Origin of the sequence: Flavobacterium panacis (assembly GCF_024649945.1) — a bacterium.
GTDB classification, from domain to species: Bacteria; Bacteroidota; Bacteroidia; order Flavobacteriales; family Flavobacteriaceae; genus Flavobacterium; species Flavobacterium panacis.
The window spans coordinates 289,493-315,169 of the sequence record NZ_JANKMS010000007.1 but is presented as its reverse complement, the minus strand read 5'-3'; the positions used below and the strand labels follow the sequence as shown (position 1 = coordinate 315,169).

Below are 25,677 nucleotides of genomic sequence, written 5' to 3'. Positions count from 1 at the left end.
CATGTTTTCCGGAATTTTTGAATGTTACCGCAAATGTAGGCTATATATTTTTTCTCAGCAATAAAAACTAAATCAATTTTCGTTAAATAACATTTATCCGTATATTTATACTCATTTTAAATAAGCTATTTTTTGAATGCGAAACCTTTTAAATAAAGAGTTCTTAGAAACCCATAATAATTTTCAGGAGCTGTTTCCTGCTGTCCGCTGTATTCCCGATAAACAAAAACTACGGCTAAAAAGCCTTGTTTTTCTAAATCGGGAGATGCCGCTCCCATCAGGGCTAGGAAACTCATTTTCAAAAGAAGCTTCAATTTTTAATTTTCACAAGTAACATTCACATTTTTTCAAATAACATTTTACATACAACAAAATGAAATACAGAATAGAGAAAGACACCATGGGCGAAGTTCAGGTTCCAGCTGATAAATATTGGGGTGCACAAACAGAACGTTCTAGAAATAATTTCAAAATCGGACCATCAGGTTCCATGCCAAAAGAAATTGTACAAGGTTTTGCTTATCTAAAAAAAGCAGCGGCTTATGCTAATTATGATTTAGGAGTTCTTCCAATCGAAAAAAGAGACGCTATCGCTGCAGTTTGCGACGAAATACTCGAAGGAAAATTAGACGACCAATTTCCTTTAGTAATTTGGCAAACGGGTTCTGGAACTCAAAGCAACATGAACGTAAATGAAGTTATTGCAAACCGCGCTCAGGTTCTTAAAGGTTTTGAAATTGGAGAAGGCGAACAATTCATTAAAGCCAATGATGATGTAAACAAATCACAATCATCAAATGATACTTTCCCAACCGGAATGCATATTGCAGCTTACAAAATGGTAGTAGAAACTACAATTCCGGGTGTAGAAAAACTACACGCTACATTAGCAAAAAAAGCCATAGAATACAAAGATGTTGTAAAAATCGGCCGTACGCACTTAATGGATGCAACACCGTTAACACTTGGGCAGGAAATCTCAGGTTATGCGGCTCAATTGGCTTTCGGATTAAAAGCCCTAAAAAACACGCTAGCTCATTTATCTGAAATCGCTTTAGGAGGAACTGCAGTTGGAACAGGATTAAACACTCCAAAAGGTTACGATGTAAAAGTTGCCGAATATATCGCTCAATTTACCAATCATCCTTTTGTTACAGCAGAAAACAAATTTGAAGCATTAGCCGCACACGATGCCATTGTAGAAACTCACGGCGCATTAAAACAATTAGCCGTTTCTTTAAACAAAATAGCAAATGATGTTAGAATGCTTGCTTCTGGACCACGTTCTGGAATTGGAGAAATTCATATTCCTGAAAACGAGCCAGGCTCTTCTATCATGCCAGGAAAAGTAAATCCGACGCAATGCGAAGCTTTAACTATGGTTTGTGCTCAGGTAATCGGAAATGATATGGCAATTGCCGTTGGAGGAATGCAAGGTCATTATGAATTGAATGTTTTCAAACCGGTAATGGCTGCAAACTTTTTACAATCGGCACAATTATTAGGTGATGCTTGTGTTTCTTTTGACGAACACTGCGCTCAAGGAATTGAACCTAACCACAAAAGAATTAAAGAATTAGTTGATAATTCACTAATGCTGGTTACGGCTTTAAATACAAAAATTGGTTATTACAAAGCCGCTGAGATTGCACAAACAGCCCATAAAAACGGAACTACTCTTAAAGAAGAAGCTGTTCGTTTAGGCTACGTAACTCCAGAAGATTTTGATGCTTGGGTGAAGCCAGAGGATATGGTATAATTTAATGGTTAATGGTTAATGGTTAATTGTTAATGGTTAATGGTTAATTGTTAATTCTCATCAATATCAACAAAAAAAGAGCTTTCTAAAATTTTAGAAAGCTCTTTTCATTAACCATTTACAATTAACCATTAACAATTATTTCCCGTCTACATAATCTTGTAAGTAACTAAATCTCTCTGTCAACTTTCCGTTTTCTGTGATTTTGGCGCGTTTTAAGATTCCGTCTTTGTCTCCGTTGAAGAAAGCTGGAATTACGTGTTCCATAAATTGTTCTCCAAAACCTTCGCTCGCATCTTTCGGAATTTCGCAAGGAAGATTATCAACCGCCATTACGGCAACCGCAGCTGGATGAAAGAAATCTACTTCCCTGTCTTCTAACGGAAAATAACCATACAAAGGTTCTGCAATAGTAGAAGAACGAACTGTACAAGCGATTGGTCCATTAACATCACAAGAGATATCGGCTACGACTTTCAATTTACAGTCGCTGGCATTCAACATTTCTTTGGTTAAAATCATCGGCGCGTTGTTTGCATGAAAATGTCCAGCAAAATAAATATCAGACACTTTTGTGAATCTTTCAAAATCAGACTCATATTCTTCCGGATGATTCACAAAATCTACGAAATCTAAAACCTGATCGTCTTTTCTTTTGTTATATTCTAAAACATCAAGCTGCACGTAAACAGCTTGCGCATATTTTTTTGTCAAATAATTATCGACTGTAATTTCTTTTACTTTAATGGCATCTAAAATTTCTTTTGCTCCACTTCCCACCTTTCCGGTTCCTGTTACTACAAATTTCAGCGCTGGCATTGTAATACGTCTCAAATGTTTTATCAAATCCTCTTTTCCTGAAAGTGTTTCTGCTTTTGGAAGTTTAAACAATTCGAACTTGATTCCGAAAGCTCTAATTCCGTTATAAACACCCACCATTCCAGCATATCTTCCAAAACCAATCAAACGACGATCATGTTCATCCACAATAGTCTCGTGATCATACAAATCAATATTTTTTTCTAAAACCGCCTGAAGTAACTTTCTATTATGAGGTTGTTTTTTAATGGTATGCGAAAAGAAAAAATAAGCCTTGTTTGGGATCAGATTTTCAACAGGAACTTCTTTTACTCCAAACAAAACGTCGCAATCTGAAACGTCATCAACAACAGTAATTCCCATGTTTTTATAAGCATCATCAGAAAATATTCTAATATCAGAACTTTCCACTTTTACAGCTGCTTCATGATAAAGCTGTTTCAACTTTGTTAATTCATTTGGAGAAAATACAACTCTTCTATCCGGCGGATTTTTTCTTTCTTTTATGATTCCAAATTTCATCTAAACTTGATTTAATATTTTTAATAATATAACTTTTTACAATGCATTTGTTTCAAATATAACAAATTTAGTTAAATTTTTGTTTTTAAAATTCACTTTAAAATGTTTCAAATCTGTTAAAAGCTGAAAAACAAAGAAGTAATTTTTACACTTCTTAAAAGAAAGTTAAAAATCACAAATAAGAGCCTCAGAATTGAGAAAACAACAAAATTGAATTCGATATATTTGTTTTTAAAGAACGATGCAAATGATTTTCCTTAAAAAAACAAAGATACCACAATTACTTTTCTCTATACTAGTTTTAAGTTCTTGTGGTCAAAACAAAAAAACAACAGAAGAAGCAGCACAAACAGTCGAAGATACATTACCTAAAATGAAGCCTTTAGGCGCTGAACCGAAAGTTTCTCAGGCCTTTAAAAATTCGGTTATGGGCAGAATAAATCACTTTTATAATAAAAACTGGCCCAACAACAACATGAACGGAAGTTTCTTAGTTGCCAAAAACGGACAGATTTTATTTGAAAGATATAATGGTTTTGCCAATAAAAATGAAAAAACTGAAATAACTCCCGAAACACCTGTACAAATTGCTTCTGTAAGTAAAGTGCTAACAGCAACAGCAATTTTAAAACTGGTAAATGCTGGTAAAATAGATTTAGACCAGAAAGTGAATACGATTTTAAAAACCTTTCCTTACGAAGATTGCACCATCAGAATGCTTTTAAGTCATCGTACTGGAATGCGTAATTATGCTTATTTTACAGACAGAGATAAATCGATTTGGGACAGACATAATCAGCTAACGAATAAAGACATTTTAAATATTCTGGCAACAAAAGACATTGGTTTGGAATCTAAAACTGGAACACGTTTTAGTTATTGCAATACCAATTATGCGATGCTGGCACTTATTATCGAAAAAATTACAGGATTAAGCTATAAAGAAGCTATGTCTGAAATGATTTTCAAACCTCTTGGAATGAAAAACACTTATGTTTTTGATGATGATAAAGACCGCAAGAAAATTGTTCCGTCTTATAAAGGAAATGGAGTAGAAATTGGTTTTGATTATCTGGATAATGTATACGGAGATAAAAATGTTTTTTCTACTGCAAGAGATCTTTTAAAATTTGACCGAGCTAGACAATCGCCAGATTTCTTAAAACCGGAATTATTGAAACAAGTTTATACAGGTTACAGCAACGAACGCAAAGGAACTAAAAATTACGGTCTCGGAATTAGAATGATCAATTGGGAAACGGGACAAAATTTCTATTTCCATAACGGATGGTGGCATGGAAATACTTCATCTTACATTACTTTGATGAAAGAAGGTGTTACGATTATCGCACTTTCTAACAAGATGACCAGAAACACTTATGCGGTTCGTAAATTGGCTCCAGTCTTTGGAGATTATCCTTTTAATTTTAAAGACGAAGAATAACAAAATTTTTCTGAAAATTTTAGTAGAAAGTAATTTCAAATATTCTAAATTTGCAAACTTATTTTTTGGGGTCGACTGGTTTTGACAGCGAGTCGAATTGAACAGTAAGCACGTCGAGCATTGAGACCTTGCTCGTAAATATAAGATCTCAAACTTTTACACGGCGAAAATAATTACGCTTTAGCTGCTTAATCCGAATCATAGTAAGATTGCGCCACGTCTCTACAAGGTAGAGAAGCTGGATTCTCCTGGAAAGCCTTGGTTTGTGGCGTTCCGTTCAGGGGAACCGTAAAAATAAACCTAGATATTCATGAGCTTCGGGTGGATTTCGAAAATTAAGAAGATAAGTGTTCGGTGGCTGTTTCTGGCCTAGCTTAACATCGAAAATCTAATCAGGAAATAAGCGTGTAGAAAGCTCTTTAGTTGCTCGTTTGGACCCGGGTTCGATTCCCGGCGACTCCACAAAAAAGCCTGTAAACTCTTTGTTTACAGGCTTTTTGTTTTTTGGTTATTTTTTTTGGTAACAAAATCTAAAACTTTAAATACCTTAAAATGAAAATTTAACAATCCTCCGAGAAAATTATATAAAAGAATTCATTTTTTGAAATGGTAATTTTAAGATAAGCTAATGCACTAATTAGACATCATTAATTTACTATTCTAAAAAATTAATTCTATGAGATTCGAAAATTACACATCAGAAGAATTTAACGGAGAAATGAATTCGTATGAAGAGCAACTTTTGCTAAATTATGATGATTATCTGGAAAACAATTTAACAAATGAATTGACAACCCGTGAACCATTTTACTTAGAACTTGGAGAACTGGAAGACGATCTTGAAGATGACTTCGAATCGGAATATGACGAAAATGATTGGGAAGAAGAAGATTTAGATGAAAAACTAGAAGGAGAATACGACAAAAACGAAGAAACTCCTGGTACTTTTTTAATGATCAGCTAAAATTATTCTTATGAAAAAGATACTGTTGTTTTTAATCCCAGTTTTGTTCTTTTCTTGTCAAAAAAAGGAAAATTCTACTGTTTCTAATGCTGTTGAAACTCCTGCTCCTATTGTTAAAAAGGAAGACAAAAAAGAGAATAAACAAATTGGCGACACTATCGCAATGAATTTTCCTGATGAAAAAAATGTCTTTAAAGCCGAAGCAACTTTTGATTCTCTTAATTCAAAAGTATATGTCAAATTTAAAAACGAAGATTTAGGCGAATTAAATGCATCCATTATTCCAGAGCCTGGTAAAGGAAATATTCGTTTTAATCAAATTATTTTTCCAGATAAATCTTCTGATGGCCCATTTGGTATGGATTTGAAAATGCCAATTAAGCAAAAGGGAAATTACATTTTAGTTATCGGACATTCGTTAATGGCAGAAAATCCCTATACTGGTAAATTTAAAGTGCAAATGGAGATTAAAAAGAGTAATTGAATTTTTTTAATCACCGTTTTCTTCATTAGAAATAAAGATATACTTAGAACCACTTGCTTTTAGGTTCAAAAGAATATCTTTTAAATTACAATCTAGATTAGAGGTAATTTCACGAAGTAACTGCTTTAAATCACCAAAACTATTGGGTTTCACCAAATAACATATAGATCCCAGTTTTGAAGCTGTTTCAATATCATTTTTATGTGAAGAAGTCGAAATCATGATTACTGGAATGTCTTTATAATAATTGTCGTTTTTAATTAATTTAAGACAATCCCAACCATTCATTACGGGCATATTTAGGTCAAGAAAAATCAGCTGTGGTTTTTCAGTGATTTGATTAAGTATTTTCCATGCTTCATTTCCATTTTCTGCACAATGACAGATTATGTCTCCATCTATTTCTTCTAATGCCTCACAAAACATTTCGGTATCATCCGTATCGTCGTCAGCCAATAAAATTATTTTTTCACTCATACTTTATATTCCATTTTCTTGTTGCTTTAGAGGAAGTTTAATTGTAAAAACTGCCCCAACATAAGGTCGCCCAATTGCCGTAATAGTTCCTCCATGCCTTTCTACTATCTTCTTACAGAGTGACAATCCTAATCCTGTTCCTTCATAAACATCCTTAGAATTCAGTCTTGTAAAAGTTTCGAAGATTTGTGCTGATTGTTCATCTTCAAAACCAATTCCGTTATCTTCAACAGTAATTAAAGCTATAGCTTTTTGATTTTCAGCAACTATTTTTGAAGATATCACGATTACAGGTGGCGTTCCTTTTTTAGCAAATTTAATAGAATTATTAATCAAATTATAGAAAAGCTGATAAATCAGTACCGAAGCTCCTTCTAGTTTTGGCAGATCATTGTAATAAATCTCTCCTTTGGTATTTTGTAAGGAGACTTCCAAATCCGTTTCAATGTTTTTTAAAACTTCGTTTAAATCAATTAACGTTGCTTTCTGTAAATTAGAATTGATTTTAGAATACATCAACACACCGTCTATCATATTAAACATTCGATCTGCAGCAACATGTATTCTACCAATAAATCTCGTTGCAGATTCATCTAATTGGCCTTCGAGATGTTCTTCTAACCTACTCGTAAATGTTTTTATTTTTCGAACTGGTTCTTTTAAATCATGAGAAGCAACGTGCGCAAACTGTTGTAAATCTTCGTTGGAACGTTGTAGTTCTTTTGTTCTGGCAGCTACCAGACCTTCTAATTTTTCGGTGATTGTTTTTTGTTCGTGAATATCGGTACAAGTTCCAAACCATTTAACAATCACTCCTGTTTTATCTCGTATCGGAAGTGCTTTACTCAAAAACCAACGATATTCTCCTGTATTTTTATTTTCTAATCTAAATTCAAGCTGATAATTTGTACCACCTTGAACGCTTATATACCAAGCTTCTAATACTGGTAAAACATCATCACGATGCAAAAGAGGCACCCAGCTTTGGTCTCCAAATTTATTTTCCTCCAGCCCTGTATATTCATACCAACGCTTGTTGTAATAATCTGTAGAACCATCTGGCTGCGCTGTCCAGATAACTTGTGGCACAAGATCTGCCATTTGTCTGAATTTCTCTTCGCTGTCTTTAATAATCTGTTGTACTTCTTTTTGAGAAGTTATATCTCCTGCTGCACCAAACCATTCAATTATATTTTTTTGATCGTCTAATATCGGAATGGCTCTTGAAAACGTCCACCCTATTGTACCATCTGCTTTTAAAACTCGGTGTTCCATTTCGAAGGTACCTTTTCTTTCAATTGCATTGGCAATTAGCTTTAATGCTTTTTCCTGATCTTCAAAATAAATATGTTTATCAATCCAGTTAAAAATAGGTTCTTCGGGATCAGATTGAAAATCGATACCTTCTAAGTTTCTCATTACAGTCCAATCGGCATTCATTCGATATACAAAATCTGAAGAAGCATTAATTAAAACACGGAATCGGTTTTCGCTCTCTTCCATTTTCTTACGGGCAACAACTTGTTCTGTAACATCGACCGCAACTTGAATCATTCCTGTTATTTTGCCCTCTTCAATTAGAGGTCGATAGGCCAAATTATAGTAGTAATCTCTTTTTACTCCTGTACGATTGTGTTGCACCAAAACTTCACTCTGATCAAAAGGAGTTCCTTCGTTATAGACGTTTTGAACCTGAGTCCAAACATACTGCCCTCTTAATTCCGGCAGAACATCAATCAACGGCATTCCAATAATTTCTTCTCCCCTGCCGATCATGGCAAGCATATGTTTATTGATTTGTTTGATTACCAAATCATCTCCCATTAATACTAATGTTGGAGAAGGCGTTTGGTCAATCATCGATTTTAAAGTAGCTTCACTTTCTTCAGCTTTTTTTGTTGCCAAAACCTGCTGTTGCTCTGCTTGCTTGATTTCTGTTATGTCGCGCGTAGTTCCTGCAACAGCTTCTACTTCACCTTCTTCATTAAAAACAGGTGCAAAAATATAATCGTAAACTCTACTGCCTAATTCGGCATGAGGAAACGACACTGTACCCCTAATCATTTTTTTTGAGGCAACTACTTTGTCTATTTCTCTTTCATGCATTTCGGCATGCCATTCTTCGTATCCGTTATCTCTTAATCCTTTACCAATAGATTCTTCTGCCGATTTACCCCACATAGAAAGTAAGGCTTTATTGGCATATGTAAAATGATAAGAAAGATCGAATACATAAACCAAATCTGGAGTTGTATTGGCTATAGAATGATAAAATCGTTTTTGCTTTTCGGCAGTATCTAATGCATTTTTTAAAGCAATCTCGTTTTTTTTCTTTTTGGTTAAATCTTCGCTGGTAACAATCAATAATTCTCCTTGCTTGACAGCTGTAAATCTGTACCAGCATTTTAGACCGTTTGCAGTATATTTAGATTCAAAATCGGAAGTAATTCCTGTTGATGCAGTACCAATAAACTTTTCAAAAATTCCGTTTTCTTTTATTTCCGGAAAAACTTCAGTGTAGCGTTTATCTTTATAATCTAAATCATTAATTCGCTTTAAAACATAAGCATTTAAAAACAATATCGAGAAATCGTTTACTTCACCTTGATTATTATACACAGATTTAATTACGGCAATGCCATTGGCTATTGAGTCAAAAACGGTTTGAAATAAATCTTGATTTTCTGTTATCTCCATGTTTTTCACTTAATGTATAAAAAGCGCTGTACTATTTTATTTCGATTGTTTTTGGATGAGCGAATTAAGACATTCACTTCATTTTGTAAAAGCGAATATAATTAATTTTACAACACTCAAACTTTTTATTCATTGAAATAAAAATTGCCAAACACAATCATTTTTGAGGTAATAGATTATCCAAATCAGATAAAGTGTAATATTTGAGATTATTAAGCTTCATGTATCGACACACAAATTCTAAAGTTTCTATTTTTGTTTGATAATTCTCGGTTACATTCTTAACGGGTTTATGGCTACAAAGAATCAAAATCTTATTATGCTTTTTAGCATAATCCAACAATTCTAAAAGATATGGAATACTAAAATGAATGTGACTGTTATCGATATCAAAAGCAAAAACGATTTTTGAATTATTAAAATAACTGTCTTGTTTTTCTGGAAGTTCTCCTCCAAAAGCTCTTCCTCTTATAATTTTAAATTCAGGAGACAAAGCTTTATCCAATTCTTCAGATCTTTCTCCATAAGGATAGGCAAAAGAAGTAACGTTAAAACCTTTCTTTTTCATAGAAACAATCATAGGATTTATTTCCTGATCCATATAGGCTTGTATTCCGTTCTGCTGTACAAACTTTACGGCATTATAATGATGATATCCGTGTCCCGCAATTTCATGTCCTTCACTTTGCATTTGAAGCAGTTTTTTTATTTGAGGCGCTCCAATAGAATCTATTCTGCAAACATTAAAAGTTGCTTTCCATCCGTATTTTTTCAAAGCAGCATCGGCTTCAGCCCATTCATCAACATAGGCATCATCAAAACTCAAAATTACACCCGCTTTGTACGGTTTAGTCTCTGGTTTTTGTTTTTTACTTTCGCAGGAAAAAAAAGTTAAGAACATTAAAAACAACATTGTTCTAATAAAAAATATCTTCATAATCTATTTTGATTAAAATGAAACTTTAAATGTGCTTTTACAGAATAGTTTACTCAAATATAAAAACTTTTTGAGATCTTTTACAGACACTTTTATAATTAGCTAAAACAAAATATTCTTCCTGTTTTTTTTCTACGAAATACTATAAGTTTTAACTACTTTTATCTCATCATTATTCCTTAGTTTGCCCAATGATTATCAAGAAAAAAAATAATTGGTTCAGAATGCTTTTTGAGTGGAACGGTTCTGTTTTACCACAATTACTTCCAAGACTTCTTTTATTGCTATTGTTTTCTCTCGCAGTAGTTTATTTCAAACCCTTTTTATTAGAATACAATCTGCATATTAATCCGGCAGCATTTACTTTATTCGGAATAACATTAGCCATTTTTCTTGGTTTTAGAAACAATGTGAGTTACGACCGTTTTTGGGAAGGAAGAAAACTTTGGGGCGCACTTCTAAATGATACTCGATCCTTGGCACGACAAAGTATATCTCTTATAAATGATAAAGAATACGAAGTAAAACGTGACGAATTCATTAATCTTCTTATTGCACTTGTTTATAGTTTAAAACATCAGCTTAGAAATACCAATTCTGAAGAAGATTTGAAACGACTTCTTGAAAATGATTTTGCCAAAAGTCTAAAAGAAGTCCGCTACAAACCTATCATTATTTTGAGAGAATTGGGAAATTGGATCAAAAAAGCAAAAGCTGAGGGTAAAATTGACAGCGTAACTCAATTGGCTTTTGAAGAAAATTTAAATAAACTTTCGGACATCATCGGCGGATGCGAACGAATTGCCAGCACACCAATACCTTATACTTATAGCGTATTACTGCATCGAACGGTTTATATTTATTGTTTTATGCTTCCTTTTGGATTTGTTGAAACATTAGGATGGATTACGCCTTTTATCATTGTATTTATTGCTTATACCTTTGTAGCTCTGGAAGCAATTGCAGACGAATTGGAAGATCCTTTTGGGGTACAGCCCAATGATCTTGCTTTGGATGCAATGTCTGAAATGATTGAAAATACATTGCTTGAATTAAATGATAAAAAAATAAATCCATTAAAAGCAAACACTGATTATTATATTACTTAAAATTGCAATGTTTTATTCAACAAACCAATTCCTATATGAATAAAGTATTATTAGTAGAAGATGATCCTAGAGTTTCTTCTTTTATCATAAGAGGTCTCGAAGAAAATCTGTATCAGGTAAAAGCTGTTTCAAAAGGTCATGACGCTGTAAATGAAGTCATGAAAAATGATTTTGATATTATCATTCTCGATATTATGCTTCCAGATATTTCAGGTTTTGAAGTTTGCGAGATTTTAAGAAATAGAAAAATTATAGTTCCAATTCTTATTCTTAGTGCTTTGGATACTCCTCACGAAAAAGTAAAAGGATTGCAATCTGGTGCAGACGATTATTTAGCCAAACCCTTTTTATTTGAAGAACTTTTGGCGAGAATAAATGCGCAACTTCGTCGAGCAGAATTTAGTTCGGGAATTTTAGATTTTCAATCTTATGCAGGAATCGAAATCAATATGAAAGAACAAAGTGCCTCAAGAGACGGAAAAGAACTCAATCTTTCGTCAAGAGAACTGAAGCTTTTGATTTTCTTTATGAAGAACCGCGAAAAAGCACTTTCGAGAATTGCAATTGCCGAAGCGGTTTGGAATCTTGATCTTGATATGAATACCAATACGGTAGATGTTTATATCAATTATTTAAGAAATAAAGTCGACAAGAATTTTTCTGAACCACTCATTCATACTGTAAAAGGAACCGGATATATGCTTAAGAAAAAAGCTCATGAATCTTAAAACCAAACTTTCTGTCAATTCTACTATTTTATTTGCTTTTACTGTTGGACTTGTACTAGCAGGTTCATTTTTGCTTTTTAAAAAACACAGACAGGAACTTTATTACGAAAGACTTGAAGACAGCGCCTTGATTACTGCTTTTTTTTATTTTGAAAAAGACGAAATCAGTAAAGTTGATAGTTCTCGTTATCAAACTATAGAGATTGAGTATAAAAAAATCACCAATCAGTCCATTAGGATTTACAATGCCAAAACCAAAGAATTATATCTGAGAGATGACATTGATATTACTTTAACAGATAAGGATTTAAAAGCCATTTCTAAAAACAGAATATTTTATTTTTCAAAAGAAGACAGACAGTTTACAGGTTTATATTATAAAGACAATCAGGGCGATTTTATTATTGTCGTTTCAGGAATAGATACTGTTGGAGAACAACAACTTGATGCGTTAGGTTTATTATTTATTGGGTTTTATCTGCTTGCGATTCCGCTTAATTTTCTTTTAGGCCGATTTTTAGCCAAACAAACTTTCAGGCCTTTTGAAGATGTTATTGCCAAAGTAAATACGATTACGACGGAAAACCTGCATTCTAGACTTGAAATGCCGACAGTCAGTGGAAAAGACGAAATTAAAGAATTGATTACGACTTTTAATTATCTTTTAGAAAGGCTTGAAACAGGCATAATGCTACAGAATAATTTCTTAAAAAATGCATCGCACGAGTTAAAAACACCACTCACAATAATTATAGGAGATATTGATGTTTCGCTCCGCCATCCGAGAACAAACGAAGAATATGAAAATGTTTTGAAATCGCTTAGAAAAGATACTTTTCATTTAAAATCGATTTTAGAAGAACTCTTAGTTTTATCCGGCCTTGAACTTTCTGAACCTCAGAAAATGGAAATGACCCGAATAGATGAAATTTTATGGAATGTATTGGAGAAAAAAGCAATTGAATATCCAGACTCAAAAGTTTCTGTCAATTTTGATGCAATTGCCAATAACGAAGAGTTGCTTTCTGTTTATGCAAACAAGGACATGCTTTTCATTGCGCTTAATAATATTTTGGACAATGCGATTAAGTTTTCTTTTCCTGAAAAGGTAAATGTTTTGGCATCATCAAATGAAGGCAGACTTTTAATCAAAATTGTAGATCAAGGTCTTGGTATTTCGCAAAAAGATCAGGAATCTATTTTTGAACTCTTTTTTAGAAGTGATCGTACACGTCATATACAAGGTCAAGGATTAGGGCTTTTTATCACCATGCAGATTCTAAAACTTCATCATATTGAATTAAAGCTAGATTCAGAATTAGAAAAAGGCACTACAATTTCTTTATTGTTTCCGTAATTAATTTCACTTTTTTATCAGTGAATCACCCTCATTAAGAATCGTCATTTTTACAATTGGTAACATTGGCTTAATACTCTAATCTTTCTCTAATCTACTTCAAATACAAGTCTAATCCTTTTATTTCTAAACATTTACACAAAGTATTGATTTTAAAGGGATAGAAAAACTTTAATATCATAACACGTTGATGATTTTAAGTTAACAATAAATAGTTATATCATTTTATGTTAACAAAAGCGTTAAATCGGATCGAAACAAACAGAGTTTCTTTGTCAAATAAAAACTAAAAACATGACAAACCTTAGACTCTTTTTTTCGGCTTTAATGCTCCTGACCGTGGGAAACATTTTTGCCCAAATTACAACCTCATCTTTATCTGCCAAAGTTAATGATGGTACAAGCCCCTTAATAGATGCAGAAGTAACCTTGACTCATTTACCTACAAATGCGGTTTACAGAGCTGTAACCAATAAACAAGGAAGATTCAGCTTCGAAAATTTAAATGCTGGTGGTCCTTACGAATTAGAAATTAAAAGTAAAGACACCAAAGATTATACAAACTCTCAAATCAATTTAGCACTTGGCGACAATGATTTACCAACAATTGTACTAAGTAAAGCTGATAATAACGTATTAGAAGAAGTAGTAATAACAGGCTCCAAACCTTCCTCAAAAAATAACGGAACCAATATTAATGAAAAACAAGTAAATGGTCTTCCGTTAATAAACAGAGGAATTCAGGATGTTACGAAATTAGTGCCTCAAAGTTCTAATAACTCTTTTGCTGGAACTAACTTTAGATACAATAACGTAACTATTGACGGTTCTATTAATAACGATGCTATTGGTTTTAGTCCATCATTAGGAGGACAATCAGGAACTTCTGGTATGCCTGGAAGTAGTACACGCTCTAACTCTATAAGTCTTGATGCTATTCAGGATATTCAGGTTTACATTGCTCCTTATGATATTAAATTAGGAAACTTTTTAGGAGGAAGTGTAAATGCTGTTACACGAAGCGGTTCAAATACAGTAACCGGATCTATTTACAGCTACGGAAGAAGTGCTGCAATTACTGGTCCTAACAATGCTGGAGACGGTTCTAAAATGCCAAAAGCTTTTGGCGACTATCAAATCGGATTCAGAGTGGGACTTCCAATTGTAAAAGATAAATTATTCTTCTTTACTAATATGGAATATGCAGAAAGAACAGATCCTATTTTTTACAATGCAGGACAAACTGATGCAAACGGAAAACTAACTTCATTGGTAGATAATGCTACGGCAGAACAAATTTCTAATTTCGTTAAAACGAATTACGGTTTCGACCCAGGAAGTTACGGTTCTTATAACAACTTTTCTAAAAGCCAGAAATTCTTCAATAAATTAGATTGGAAAATTAATGACAAACACTCTCTTTCATTACGAAATAATACTGTAATTTCTCAAGCAACAAATCTAGAGCGCGACGCGGCTAACTTTAGATTCGCAAGTATGGATTTTACTCAAAAAAATCAAGCAATTAGTACTGTTTTAGAATTAAAAAGTCATTTTAACAGTCAGTGGTCAAACTCATTCATAGCAAGTTATTCTGCCATTAAAGATTATCGTGATCCAAAATCAAGCAATATTATGTTTCCCCAAACAGAAATTGGTTACAACGGTGGAACAATTTTCTTAGGAAATGATCGTGAAGCAACTGTTTTCAACATGAAACAGAACACAACTGAAATTACAGACAACCTTACTTATAAAACAGGAAATCATACTTTATTATTTGGTACACATAACGAATTTTACGACATCAATTACGGATTCGTAAATGCACTTAACGGAAGAATTTCATACAAATCTCTAGCTGATTTTTACAATAAATTACCTTCTAGAGTACGTGGAACTTATCCATTTGATGGTTCTTCAAGAGATGAGATTTTCAATAATCCGTATGCACAATTTAACGTAAACCTTTACAGTGCTTATGTTCAGGATGAAATCAGAATTGGAAGCAAATTAAAAGTTACTCCAGGTGTGAGAATTGATTATACAGATATGCCGACAAAACCAAAATTAAGTCAGCAAGTTCAAAATTCTCCAGCTGATCCAAATTATGGAACAACTTATGATTATACGCCATTAAGCCAGATTAAAAACAACTTTTTTGGTACAGCTTTAGTTTCTCCAAGAATTGGATTTACTTATAATGTTAACGAGGACAAAACTCTTGTTTTACGAGGAGGTTCTGGAGTATTTACAGGTAGAGTTCCGTTTGCTTGGTTAGGATATGCGTATTACAATGATGGTGTTGGTTACGGAAGTTACGACAAAAACAACCTTACAGCGGCTCAAGTTGCAGCGGCAGGTGATCCTTTGACTCCAAACGGATTAAATGGATATCATGATGCAACGCCAAAAGTTCAGGCAGATTTAATTGATAATAAATTTAAAATGCCAGCTGTTTTAAGAAACTCTCTTGCCATCGATAAAATCATTGATGGATATAAATTTACTACTGAAGGAATGTACACAAAAGTAATTCGTGATCTTGAATTCCAACAAGTAAATAAGACAGATAACCCAACTTATTTCTCTTATGACACGAATCATCAGATGCCAATTTATGCGGCTAATATCAATGCAGCGTTTTCAAATGCTTACTTATTATCAAATACAAATAAAGGATACCGTTACAGCATAACTGAGATGATTTCAAAAACATACGATTTTGGTCTTAATTTTATGGTGGCTTATACGTACGGAGATTCTAAAGATGTTACAAACGGAATTCGTAATTCTATGGAAAGTAACTTCCAAATGAATCAATCTTTAACGCCAAATGATCCTCAATTGGCCACTTCTAACTTTAATATCAAACACAGAATTGTTTCTAATGTTGGATATGCAGTAAAATTGGCTGAAAACAATACTTTCTCTGCTAATGTTTATTTCAACGCACAATCAGGAAATCCATTTTCTTGGGGATTTGTAAACTCTACAATCGCAGGAACAGGACAGGCGGCAGGATTGGCTTATATCTTTAAAGATGCTACAGAAGCGGCAAAATATATTGGAGTAAGTTCAGCTGGAGTGCCTTCTGCTACAGCAGCACAACAAGTTGCAGATTACGAAGCATTCATTAACGGAAATGATTATTTAAAAAGTAGAAGAGGAACATTCACTCAAAGAAATGGTGACACTACACCTTGGAACATTCAAGCTGATTTAAAATTAATGGACGAAATTAAAGTAACTAAAGTAGGTACTTTCCAAATTTCATTCAGCATGGCCAATATCGGAAACCTTATCAACAAAGATTGGGGAAGAAGTTATTTTGTTCCAAATACTTATAATTCAACAGCAAGTCTTGGTTTAACTAAATCTGGAAACTTAGGAGGAACAGCAACAGGCGATCCAACTTATACGTTCCAAAAACCAACTACTACACCTTATACTATAGATCAATTAGCTTCAAGATTCCAAGGTCAGCTTGGCTTAAGATACTCGTTCTAACAATTGTTTGTGTTTATTTTTGATCTATCTCCTAGTTATCCTTTAAATAACTGGGAGATTTTTCAGTTTAGAAAAGCCATAAAAAAACCGCAATTTTAGAATTGCGGTTTTTTATTTTCAACACATAGAAACATAGGTTAAACATCTAAAAAGACTACAAAAGAGAAATTGTTTCTTTCACATAGTTTGCTATGTGCATTTAAACTAGTGAAACGCCTTTGTTCAGCTTTCTAAACTATGTTTCTATGTGTTTAAAAAACTTCAGTCAGCTGTTTCTTAAAATTATTTTGTCAACAGCGCTTCCATTATCTTGTCATAAATTGCAGTGTTTTGATAGAATCCCATAAACTTTTCAGCTCCTGGACCGTAAGCAAAAACAGGAACAGGAATTGACGTGTGATCGTTGGTACTGAAACTTCCGTGTACGTAGCCTTTTTCGAGACTTCCATCAATAAGAGACAAACCGCCTGTTTCGTGATCGGCAGTTACAATTAAAAGTGTTTCTGGATTTTTATCTACAAATTCCATTGCCTGTCCAACCAATTTGTCAAAATCAAGCATTTCTCTCACCACATATTCTACATTCGTTTGATGTCCGCCATAATCGATTTGAGCGCCTTCTGCCATAATAAAAAACGGATTTTTAGTTTTTGCAAAAGTGTTTGTTGCTTTCGCGAAAGATTTCGCTAAGAAATCTCCCCTTCCATTTTTCATAGAAACTACTGCAGCGTCTTCTAAAACAACGAATTTATTGTTTTTGATGGTGTCTAAACTTGAGAATTTATCTGAAAAAGTATAGCCCTTTTCTCTTAAAATTTTAGACAAATCTTTACCATCTTTTCGAGCAATAAATTCTTTTTGTCCTCCTCCAATTAAAATATCAGAAGGATTAGAAAGAAAATCATTTGCAATAGGTTCGCTGTAACTTCTATCAGACTGATGCGCATAAAATGCAGCCGGCGTCGCATCTGTAATATCTCCTGCTGAAATAATAGCTGTTTTAAAGTTTTTCTTAGCTAATTGCTCTGAAATCGATGCAAGAGGTTTTCCTTTTTCATCTACACTTATAAAACGATTATTGGTTTTATTTCCCGTTGCCATTGCAGATCCTCCTGCAGCCGAATCGGTAATATAACTATCGAAAGAATTGGTGATAGAAAATCCCTGAGTTGGAATATTAAACAAATTCAGTTTTCCTTTATTAGCCGTATAACCTGAATAGATTTGCGTTAATCCCATTCCGTCTCCAATTAAAAGAATCACATTTTTTGGACGTTTACTTTTGAAAGAATTTTTAGGAACATACGCATTATGAAACTCCGTATTCTGATAAAATGTCGTTTTTATGCTGTTTATAAACTCTGTCAGTTCAGCCACTTTATCGGTTCCAATAAAATCAACTTTTAAATTCATCAAAGTCATATATGTATTTACATTATCCTTCGTTGCCCAGAATCTGATTTTCTTATTCTGATCGTGAACTTTTTTGATAATCGCCTGAATTTTTTCAATGTCTGGTTGTGTTATTACACCTTTTCCGTTCCAAACTGTGATTTCATGCAAATCTTCACTAATCATTTCAACACGCGCTAACTGATCAGTCGTATAGTTTTCATTCAACCTTCCATCAAAAGAAATAAATTCTGGATATGCTGCCCAAAGCGATGGCAACGGTCTGTTTCCAGAAATAACCACTTTAATATTTTTATTTGAAATAATATCTGGATAGTTTTTTAACTGCTGTGCAATTGTTTTTAAAGTCGCATCGGCATCCGACTTAACATCAATCATTAAGATCAAAGGTTTATTGCTTGGATATGCTTTCCCTTGCAATATTTTCAATTTCGCCGAAAGCGGTTCCAAATACATGCTTTTTAATGTATTGTAGGAAGTTATTTCTTTAGAAGTATGCGCCACAAACAATTCGTTATTTACTAAAAAAACATCGGCTTCAATAACACCGGTTTCGTTAGAGTAAGCACCATAAAATGGCAATTTACTTTCGTAATCATTATGAGAATGGATATTGGAAGAACTATATTCCTGTGCTTGGGCATATAGGCAAAATTGAAGGCAAATAAGGGTGATTGTTTTTTTCATTGAAAATAAATTATACTAACAAAAAGCCGTAGGTAACTTTTTGAAAGGTCTTGAAACAAAAAAGGTTTTAATAATTTTTTACAACCGCAGCCTCCCGACAAAAAGACTGCGGTGTAAAAACTAAAAAAACACAAATGAAATTATTTATTACCAGCCTTCGTTTTGAGGCAACATTCCTTTACTAACTGCGATTTCGTCTGGTGGTATTGGCCAAACATGGTGAATCGCAGGATTAAAATTACGAGCAGGATAAATTACACTTCCATCATAATGATGTAATGGTTTCGCGTATGCTTCTTTTGCATCTCCCCAACGTACTAAATCAAAATGACGATCTGTCCACTCTCCTGCTAGTTCGCATCTTCTTTCTCTTTTTAAATCAACCATTGTTGCTCCAGAAATATCCGTAAGACCTGCACGGTGACGAATCATATTGATTTCTGTATCTGCATTTTGACCTTTCATTAATTTCGCTTCCGCTAACATCAAAATCACATCTGCGTAACGTAAAAGAGGTACATTTAAAGCTGTTGAAGGTTTATCTCCGTTGGCGTTTACGTAACGAATATCAACACCTCCAGAAGTCGTTTTTGGATAACTGAAAGGCTCCATGTATTTTTTAAACTGATAACCTGTTCTGTTACTTGAACTTACCACATGATTTCCTTCGTTAAAAGTTACTGTTTCTCCAAAATAAACAAATTTGTCTCCTTTTTGTAAAATCGTAGCGCTTCTTCTTTTATCATTTGGAACATAAGTATCAAATAATTCTTTTGTTGGATAGAAATTTCCCCATCCGTTGTAAACTCCCCAGCCTTTATCTTCTAAACAAACTCCAGGAAAAATAGATCCTAAAGAAGTATTTTCTGCACTTGAAGTCACAGACCAAATATATTCTGAAGACCAGTTATTACTGATTTTAAATACATCTTCAAAATTATCTAACAATTTGTGTTTTCCGCTAGCCACAATCATATTGGCATATTTGATGGCATTATCCCAATCTTTAGCATACAAATACGTACGAACTAAATACGCCCAAGCGGCAGTTTTATGAGCGCGCCCGTAATTGTCTGGTGTAAGCTGATCGAAATACGGTAATAAATCGGCTGCTTTGATTAAATCGGCTGCGATATACGCATAATTTTCAGCTACATTTTTCGCACGAGGAACATATACATTCGTAAAATTTTCTCTATCCTGAATTGGAATTCCAGCACGATCATCTCCATAATGATAAGCTAATTCTAAGTGCATTACAGCATGGTTGAAATAAGCTTCACCTAACATTCCGTTTCTGGTACTTTCGTCCAAAGGAATATTTGGAATGTTACGAATTACGTCATTACAACGTTTCATGATTTCATAGTGAATTCTCCAGATATCTTTTGTATCAGATTCTGCTCCGTCAACAATAAAATTCTTGATACGTTCCGCATTTTGTCTTGGTTTTGTTCCGATATCATCGCTGGCATTATTTAGCCAAAAGAAACCACGACCGTACATATTATCATCAGAATATAAAGCATATATTGAATTTACTCCTGCTTTTGCATCTGCTGGAGTTTTCCAGAAATTTCCGCTTGACGGAGCTCCCTGTGGTATAACATCAAGTTCACTTTCACAAGCCGAAGTGCCAATTAAAAGCACAAAACTCAATAATAAAAGACTTATTTTTTTCATTTTAATTGTTTTTTATTTTTTAAAAAGTTGCATTAACACCTGTCATGTAAATACGTGAAAGCGGATATTTTCCTAAATCCATTCCGAAATTTCTAAGACCAACTTCAGGATCCATTCCAGAATATTTTGTGATTGTAAATAAGTTTTGTCCAGAGATAAAGAATCTCAATTTTGCTTTTCCGTTCAACCAGCTTTCTTTAACCGTGTATCCAATTGAAACGTTTTTCAATCTTAGGAAAGAAGCATCTTCAATAAACAAATCAGAAATACGTCCGAAGTTGTTATTGTTGTCTGTTGAAGAAAGAACTGGAACATTTGTATTCGTATTTGTTGGTGACCAAGCATCTTTAGAATCTGCCAATAAATTATATCCAGGGAAAGAAGCATTTAAACCTGTATGTTTTACAGCATTGAAAACACTATTTCCTGCAGCTCCATTGAAGAAGATATTCATATCAAATCCTTTGTATCTGAAATTAGCATTTAAACTGTAAGTTGTTTTCGGGAAAGGACTTCCTAATACTACTCTATCGCTGTTATTGATTACACCGTCGCCGTTTTCATCTTTAAATTTGATATCTCCCGCAACAGCATTTGGCTGATAGGCCACACCATCTTTGTTTACATACGCTTTTGCTTCAGCATCACTTTGAAATAATCCATCTGTTGCATATCCGTAGAAAGCACCAACTGGGCTTCCAACTTGGTAAATATTAGCTAAAGGTAAACTACGAACTCTGCTTAAGTTTAAAGGCTCTAGAGAAGTTAAATCGTCTTTAATAGAAACAATTTTATTGCTTAAGAATCCTGCATTTGCTGTAACATCAAATTTGAATTCACCACGAGTTTTTTGGTATGTTAAACTTACCTCGATCCCTTTATTTTCAACATCTCCAGAGTTTACGATTCTTCCTTGAGGCGTTCCAGAAACTCCAGGCAATTGGTCACGAACCAACATGTCTTTGTTTGTTTTTACGTAAGCATCAACAGATCCTACTAAACTATTGTTCAACATTGTAAAATCTAAACCAATGTTAGTCTGCTCCGAACTTTCCCATTTCAAATTAGGGTTTGATAATTCGCTTTCTGCATAACCGTAATTGATAGATGGCGTTGCTCCAATTAAAGCCTGAGTTTGTACCAAAGGCACACTAAATTGGTATGGTCCAAGGTTTCCTAAGTTTCCTATTTGTCCCCAGCTTGCACGAAGTTTCAAATTGCTGATGATTGGCTCTAAACCTTTCATAAAGTTTTCTTCAGAAATTAACCAACCTGCAGAAACAGAAGGATATACTTTATAACGGTTATCTTTTAAAAGTTTTGAAGTTCCGTCGCGACGTACAATTCCAGAAAGCAAATATTTTTGATTGAAGTCGTAATTAATTCTTCCAACATAAGAAGAAATAATTTCATCTGATCTTCCTGCTCCTGTCTGCTGAATCAATTTAGCATTTAACAAATAACGTTGTGATGGATCTTCGTTATCAAAACCAGTTCCTTCTACAGTGTAGAAATCTTTTTTAGTTTCTTGATACGTATATCCAGCTAATGCTTTAAAGTTGTGTTTTCCTAATGATTTCTCATAAGAAATAGTCTGCTCACTTAATAAATCTGTAACTGTCAATGATTTTTGAGTCAATCTATTGAAGTCAAATATTTTTCCTGGCTCTGTAATTTTAACTGCAAAATCAGTAGCATTATCTTGAATTCTAGTATAACCCCAGTTTGATTTTACTTTTAAACCTTCGATAATTTCCCATTCTGCGTAAGGATTAATCAAAACAGTCGAGATTGGATTTTTATTATCTAATCTTTTTAAATACGCCACCGGATTGATCACGTCTCCATAAGAACCGATATATTTTTCTGGAACTCCTCCAAATTGTCCTGAACCATCTTCTCTATAAATAGTAGCATTTGGTGGATAAAAAATCGCTGCTAAAATCGCTCCTGTATAAGCATTTGCAGTATTGGCAGTTTGCCCATCTGTTAAGGAATATGATAAATTTTCTCCAATAGTGAAATTATCTGCCAATTTGAAAGAAGAATTTGCTCTAACCGTATAACGTTCTCCGTAAGTATTTAATAAAACACCTTCATTTTTTCTATAACTTCCAGAAAGAAAGAAATTAGATTTTTCTGTTTTTCCGTTTACAGAAATAGACAAATCTTGAATACCTCCTGTACGGAAAATTTCATACATCCAGTTTGTTTTTGTTGTTCTTGCAGTTGGTTCAAAAGCTGTATCAAAAGCAGGAATTCTTGGTAAACCAGCATTATCTCTTGCAATGTTCATCGCATCAGCATATTCTGCTGCGTTTAAAACATCTAATTTTTTAGCTACATTTTGAAAACCACCTTGGTAATTTACATTTACATTGATACGATCTGAAACTCCTTTTTTAGATGTAATTAAAATTACACCTCCAGAAGCTCTTGCCCCATAAATGGCTGCAGAAGCCGCATCTTTCAAAACACTGATCGAAGCAATATCATTTGGGTTGATTGTATTTAAAGAACCGCTGTAAATAATTCCGTCCAAAACAATTAATGGCGTTTCAGCATTTAAAGATCCAATACCACGAATATTAATTGTTGGAGAAGCTGTAGGATCACCACCATCATTAATAACAGTAACACCAGCAACAGTTCCTTGCAATAATTCGCCCGCATTGTTATACGTTCTGCTTGAAGTTTCTTTCATAGAAACAGAACCAACAGCTCCTAAAACTTCATTTTTCTTCACACTTCCATATCCCATTACTACTACTTCCTGAAGTTGTTTTACATCAGCAGCTAATTTTACTGTAATCGTTTGTGTACTTGTTACTTTTACTTCCTGCGTTACATAACCAACGTACGAAAAAATAAGTGTTGCTTCTGGAGCGTTGATTTCCATTTTGAATGTTCCGTCAAAATCTGTAGCTGCCGTTGCGTTTGAACCTTTATCTTTAATTCCAACACCTGGCAACGGCATATTATCATCTCCACCTAAAACAGTTCCAGAAATAATAATTTTATTTTGATCTGCTACTTTCAGATTTTTCTTGATCACAATGTTGTTGCTCACAATTTCATATCGAAGTGAAGCTCCGCAGATTTTATCCAACGCCTGTTCTAGGGTTACATTACTTAATTTTAAACTTAATTTTTGATTCGTATTTACTTGGCTGCTTTCGTACATAAAATGCACATCAACCTGATTTTCTATTTTTTCGAAAATATTTTTTATACTTTCATTGTCAACTTTTAAAGTCACTCTTTTGTTAATGTCAACAGTTCCGGCGTTTACTGTAAGCGTCGCAAAAAACAAAGTCATAAACAGGAATAATTTCATTCCTATTGCTTTTATGCTCTGAGACTTTTGGGCATGCCGCTTTTGTTTTTCCTTCATAGTTTTTAGATTTAGTTGGGATTGTTTTTGTTATTAGTTTGCTACGTAGTTTTATTTTTGATGTTCTAAAGAATTACTCTATTTTGTAAATTCCTGAATCCATTTTATATTCGGCGTTGATGATGTTGCACACCAATCCAATTACCTGATCAGCAGGAAGTTCTTTAAAATAGGCGCTTATCTTTAAAGCATTTAAATCTTTATTCTTGACCTCAATTGAGACATTGTAATTACGATTGATTGTCGCCACAACTTCTGCAAGTGGAGTTTCTTCAAAAACCATTATATTTTTACGCCAAAGCGAAATCGTATTTACTGGAATATCTTTAAAAGCTTGAAGCTTATTATCATTAGATTTGAACACCACTTTTTGACCAGGAGTGACATATACATTCTCTTCTGTAACTGTCGATTTTACATTTACTTTTCCCGTCAAAACAGAAACTTCTTGTGTCGTCTGTTCCGGATAAGCCTGAACATTAAAACTTGTTCCTAAAACTTTGGTATCCATTTTATTGGTATGAATAATAAAGGGATGTTTTTTGTCTTTGGCTACATCAAAAAAAGCTTCACCAGACAAGTACACTTCTCTTGTATCTCCTTTAAACTCTTTTGGGTATTTTAGAATACTTCCTGCATTTAACCATATTTGCGTTCCGTCACTCAATGTAATCTGAGCGTGTTCTCCCAATTTTGCTGCTAACTGCTTGTTTTCAATTGAATTTGATGACTGGTAAAAAAACACCGATAATCCGATTAAGAAAACCAAAGAAGCCGCAACAGCCCAATTTTTATAATGAAGCGCAATAACCTTGTTTGTTTTCTTTATATCTCGTAATTCTTTTTTTAGCTGCGAACGATCAGATTGAATTACTTCCATATTATCAAAAAAATCATCTGTACGATCGTACCATTTATTCCACATTTCTTGTCCTTTTGGAGAATACTTTCCGTCTAAAAAATTTTTGATTTCGTTGTTTTCGTTATTTGAATTTTCAGGCATTATAATTTCTTTATGTCTTTAATAGTATGTCTTGGGAATTGTAGTTTTAGGTAGGCGCTGAAGGTTACGCTTCTGTTAAGAAAAAAGCGAAATCCTTAATTTGAATTTTACGTTTAATTGAATTCGCCCAAATACGTACGCATAAATTTGAGCGCATAAGTAATATGGTATTTTACGGTTTCGATAGAAACGTTTAATTCTTCAGCGATTTCTTTATTCGTATAATGTTTTACACGACTTAGAATAAAAACTTCTTTTGATTTTTTAGGAAGTAAAGCGGCCGCTTCGTCAACAGCTTTTTGCAATTCATCATAATAAATAGCATCTTCTGTGGCGTTATGACTTGTATAAGCCACTACGTTTTTATCTAAAACTTCTTGAATGTATTGATCGGTAACTTCATGCGATTTGATATAATCTAATGTCATATAACGCACCGAAGTATAAATGTAGGCTGCGAAACTTTTCTGAATGACAATGGTTTTGCGTCGTTCCCAAATAGAGGTAAAAACTTCCTGAACGATTTCTTCTGAGATGGCAATAGATTTCATTCTTAAATAAACAAATCGAACAAGAATATCGCGGTATCTAAAATAAAGCTCATCAAAAGCTTTGTCTTTTCCAGATTTTAATAATTCGACAAGTTCTTCGTCTGTAAACTTCTTATACATGATACATTATTTTGATAGG

The 25,677-nt window shown here is 33.6% G+C and carries 18 protein-coding genes and 1 other RNA gene; 9 read left to right on the top strand and 10 right to left on the bottom strand.

From position 1 onward, the window contains the following. Positions 1–125: 125 nt before the first annotated feature. Positions 126–296 (bottom strand): hypothetical protein, encoded by a 171-nt coding sequence (locus NQQ59_RS16435; RefSeq protein WP_186296633.1) that lies wholly within the window; start codon positions 294–296, stop codon positions 126–128. Positions 297–373: 77 nt separating this feature from the next. Between NQQ59_RS16435 and fumC the strand changes: the two genes are divergently transcribed. Further along, positions 374–1,759: a class II fumarate hydratase gene (gene fumC / locus NQQ59_RS16430; protein WP_144218728.1), complete on the top strand. Its 1,386-nt coding sequence runs from the start codon at positions 374–376 to the stop codon at positions 1,757–1,759. Positions 1,760–1,897: 138 nt separating this feature from the next. On the opposite strand, the gene NQQ59_RS16425 is transcribed toward fumC, so the two are convergent. Next, positions 1,898–3,100 carry an NAD(P)-dependent oxidoreductase gene (locus tag NQQ59_RS16425; RefSeq protein WP_144218726.1) on the bottom strand — a complete coding sequence of 401 codons (1,203 nt, stop codon included), beginning with the start codon at positions 3,098–3,100 and terminating at the stop codon, positions 1,898–1,900. 241 nt (positions 3,101–3,341) lie between these two features. On the opposite strand from NQQ59_RS16425, the gene NQQ59_RS16420 reads away from it, so the two are divergent. The 4 genes from NQQ59_RS16420 (at position 3,342) to NQQ59_RS16405 (ending at position 5,992) form a co-directional block, all read left to right on the top strand. Continuing rightward, positions 3,342–4,544 (top strand): serine hydrolase domain-containing protein, encoded by a 1,203-nt coding sequence (locus NQQ59_RS16420; RefSeq protein ID WP_144218724.1) that lies wholly within the window; start codon positions 3,342–3,344, stop codon positions 4,542–4,544. Positions 4,545–4,611: 67 nt separating this feature from the next. Next, positions 4,612–5,009, top strand: a transfer-messenger RNA (tmRNA) gene (ssrA, locus tag NQQ59_RS16415). A gap of 211 nt (positions 5,010–5,220) precedes the next feature. After that, entirely contained in the window at positions 5,221–5,508 is a 288-nt protein-coding gene (locus NQQ59_RS16410) for a hypothetical protein (protein WP_144218722.1), read from the top strand. 10 nt (positions 5,509–5,518) lie between these two features. Next, positions 5,519–5,992 carry a hypothetical protein gene (locus NQQ59_RS16405; RefSeq protein ID WP_144218720.1) on the top strand — a complete coding sequence of 158 codons (474 nt, stop codon included), beginning with the start codon at positions 5,519–5,521 and terminating at the stop codon, positions 5,990–5,992. A gap of 6 nt (positions 5,993–5,998) precedes the next feature. Here NQQ59_RS16405 and NQQ59_RS16400 read toward each other — a convergent pair whose 3' ends face one another. The 3 genes from NQQ59_RS16400 to NQQ59_RS16390 form a co-directional block, all read right to left on the bottom strand. Then, positions 5,999–6,469, bottom strand: a complete 471-nt coding sequence (locus NQQ59_RS16400; RefSeq protein WP_144218718.1) for a response regulator — start codon at positions 6,467–6,469, stop codon at positions 5,999–6,001. A gap of 3 nt (positions 6,470–6,472) precedes the next feature. Continuing rightward, entirely contained in the window at positions 6,473–9,166 is a 2,694-nt protein-coding gene (locus NQQ59_RS16395) for a PAS domain S-box protein (RefSeq protein WP_144218716.1), read from the bottom strand. 157 nt (positions 9,167–9,323) lie between these two features. Continuing rightward, complete coding sequence (locus NQQ59_RS16390) at positions 9,324–10,103, bottom strand: polysaccharide deacetylase family protein (protein ID WP_144218714.1); 780 nt, start codon at positions 10,101–10,103, stop codon at positions 9,324–9,326. 191 nt (positions 10,104–10,294) lie between these two features. Here NQQ59_RS16390 and NQQ59_RS16385 point away from each other — a divergent pair, with 191 nt between their 5' ends. From NQQ59_RS16385 to NQQ59_RS16370, 4 genes are all read left to right on the top strand, one after another. Then, a complete protein-coding gene (locus tag NQQ59_RS16385; RefSeq protein WP_144218712.1) occupies positions 10,295–11,212 on the top strand; it encodes a bestrophin family protein in 918 nt (305 codons plus the stop codon). Between the two features lie 35 nt (positions 11,213–11,247). After that, positions 11,248–11,940, top strand: coding sequence for a response regulator transcription factor (locus NQQ59_RS16380; RefSeq protein ID WP_144218710.1), 693 nt, complete (start codon positions 11,248–11,250; stop codon positions 11,938–11,940). After that, positions 11,930–13,297 carry a sensor histidine kinase gene (locus NQQ59_RS16375; protein WP_144218708.1) on the top strand — a complete coding sequence of 456 codons (1,368 nt, stop codon included), beginning with the start codon at positions 11,930–11,932 and terminating at the stop codon, positions 13,295–13,297. Before NQQ59_RS16380 ends, NQQ59_RS16375 begins: the two co-directional genes overlap by 11 nt. Before the next feature lie 294 nt (positions 13,298–13,591). After that, entirely contained in the window at positions 13,592–16,807 is a 3,216-nt protein-coding gene (locus NQQ59_RS16370; RefSeq protein ID WP_144218706.1) for a TonB-dependent receptor, read from the top strand. Between the two features lie 282 nt (positions 16,808–17,089). On the opposite strand, the gene NQQ59_RS16365 is transcribed toward NQQ59_RS16370, so the two are convergent. The 5 genes from NQQ59_RS16365 to NQQ59_RS16345 all read right to left on the bottom strand — a co-directional run bounded on the left by NQQ59_RS16365 (position 17,090) and on the right by NQQ59_RS16345 (position 25,658). Further along, positions 17,090–18,907: an alkaline phosphatase gene (locus NQQ59_RS16365; RefSeq protein WP_144218704.1), complete on the bottom strand. Its 1,818-nt coding sequence runs from the start codon at positions 18,905–18,907 to the stop codon at positions 17,090–17,092. 147 nt (positions 18,908–19,054) lie between these two features. After that, positions 19,055–20,590 (bottom strand): RagB/SusD family nutrient uptake outer membrane protein, encoded by a 1,536-nt coding sequence (locus tag NQQ59_RS16360; RefSeq protein ID WP_144218702.1) that lies wholly within the window; start codon positions 20,588–20,590, stop codon positions 19,055–19,057. Positions 20,591–20,609: 19 nt separating this feature from the next. After that, positions 20,610–23,984, bottom strand: a complete 3,375-nt coding sequence (locus NQQ59_RS16355; RefSeq protein ID WP_144218701.1) for a TonB-dependent receptor — start codon at positions 23,982–23,984, stop codon at positions 20,610–20,612. Between the two features lie 73 nt (positions 23,985–24,057). Next, entirely contained in the window at positions 24,058–24,987 is a 930-nt protein-coding gene (locus NQQ59_RS16350) for a FecR family protein (RefSeq protein WP_144218700.1), read from the bottom strand. Positions 24,988–25,100: 113 nt separating this feature from the next. Then, on the bottom strand, positions 25,101–25,658 hold the full coding sequence (locus NQQ59_RS16345; RefSeq protein ID WP_144218699.1) for an RNA polymerase sigma-70 factor: 558 nt from the start codon (positions 25,656–25,658) through the stop codon (positions 25,101–25,103). Positions 25,659–25,677 lie beyond the last annotated feature (19 nt).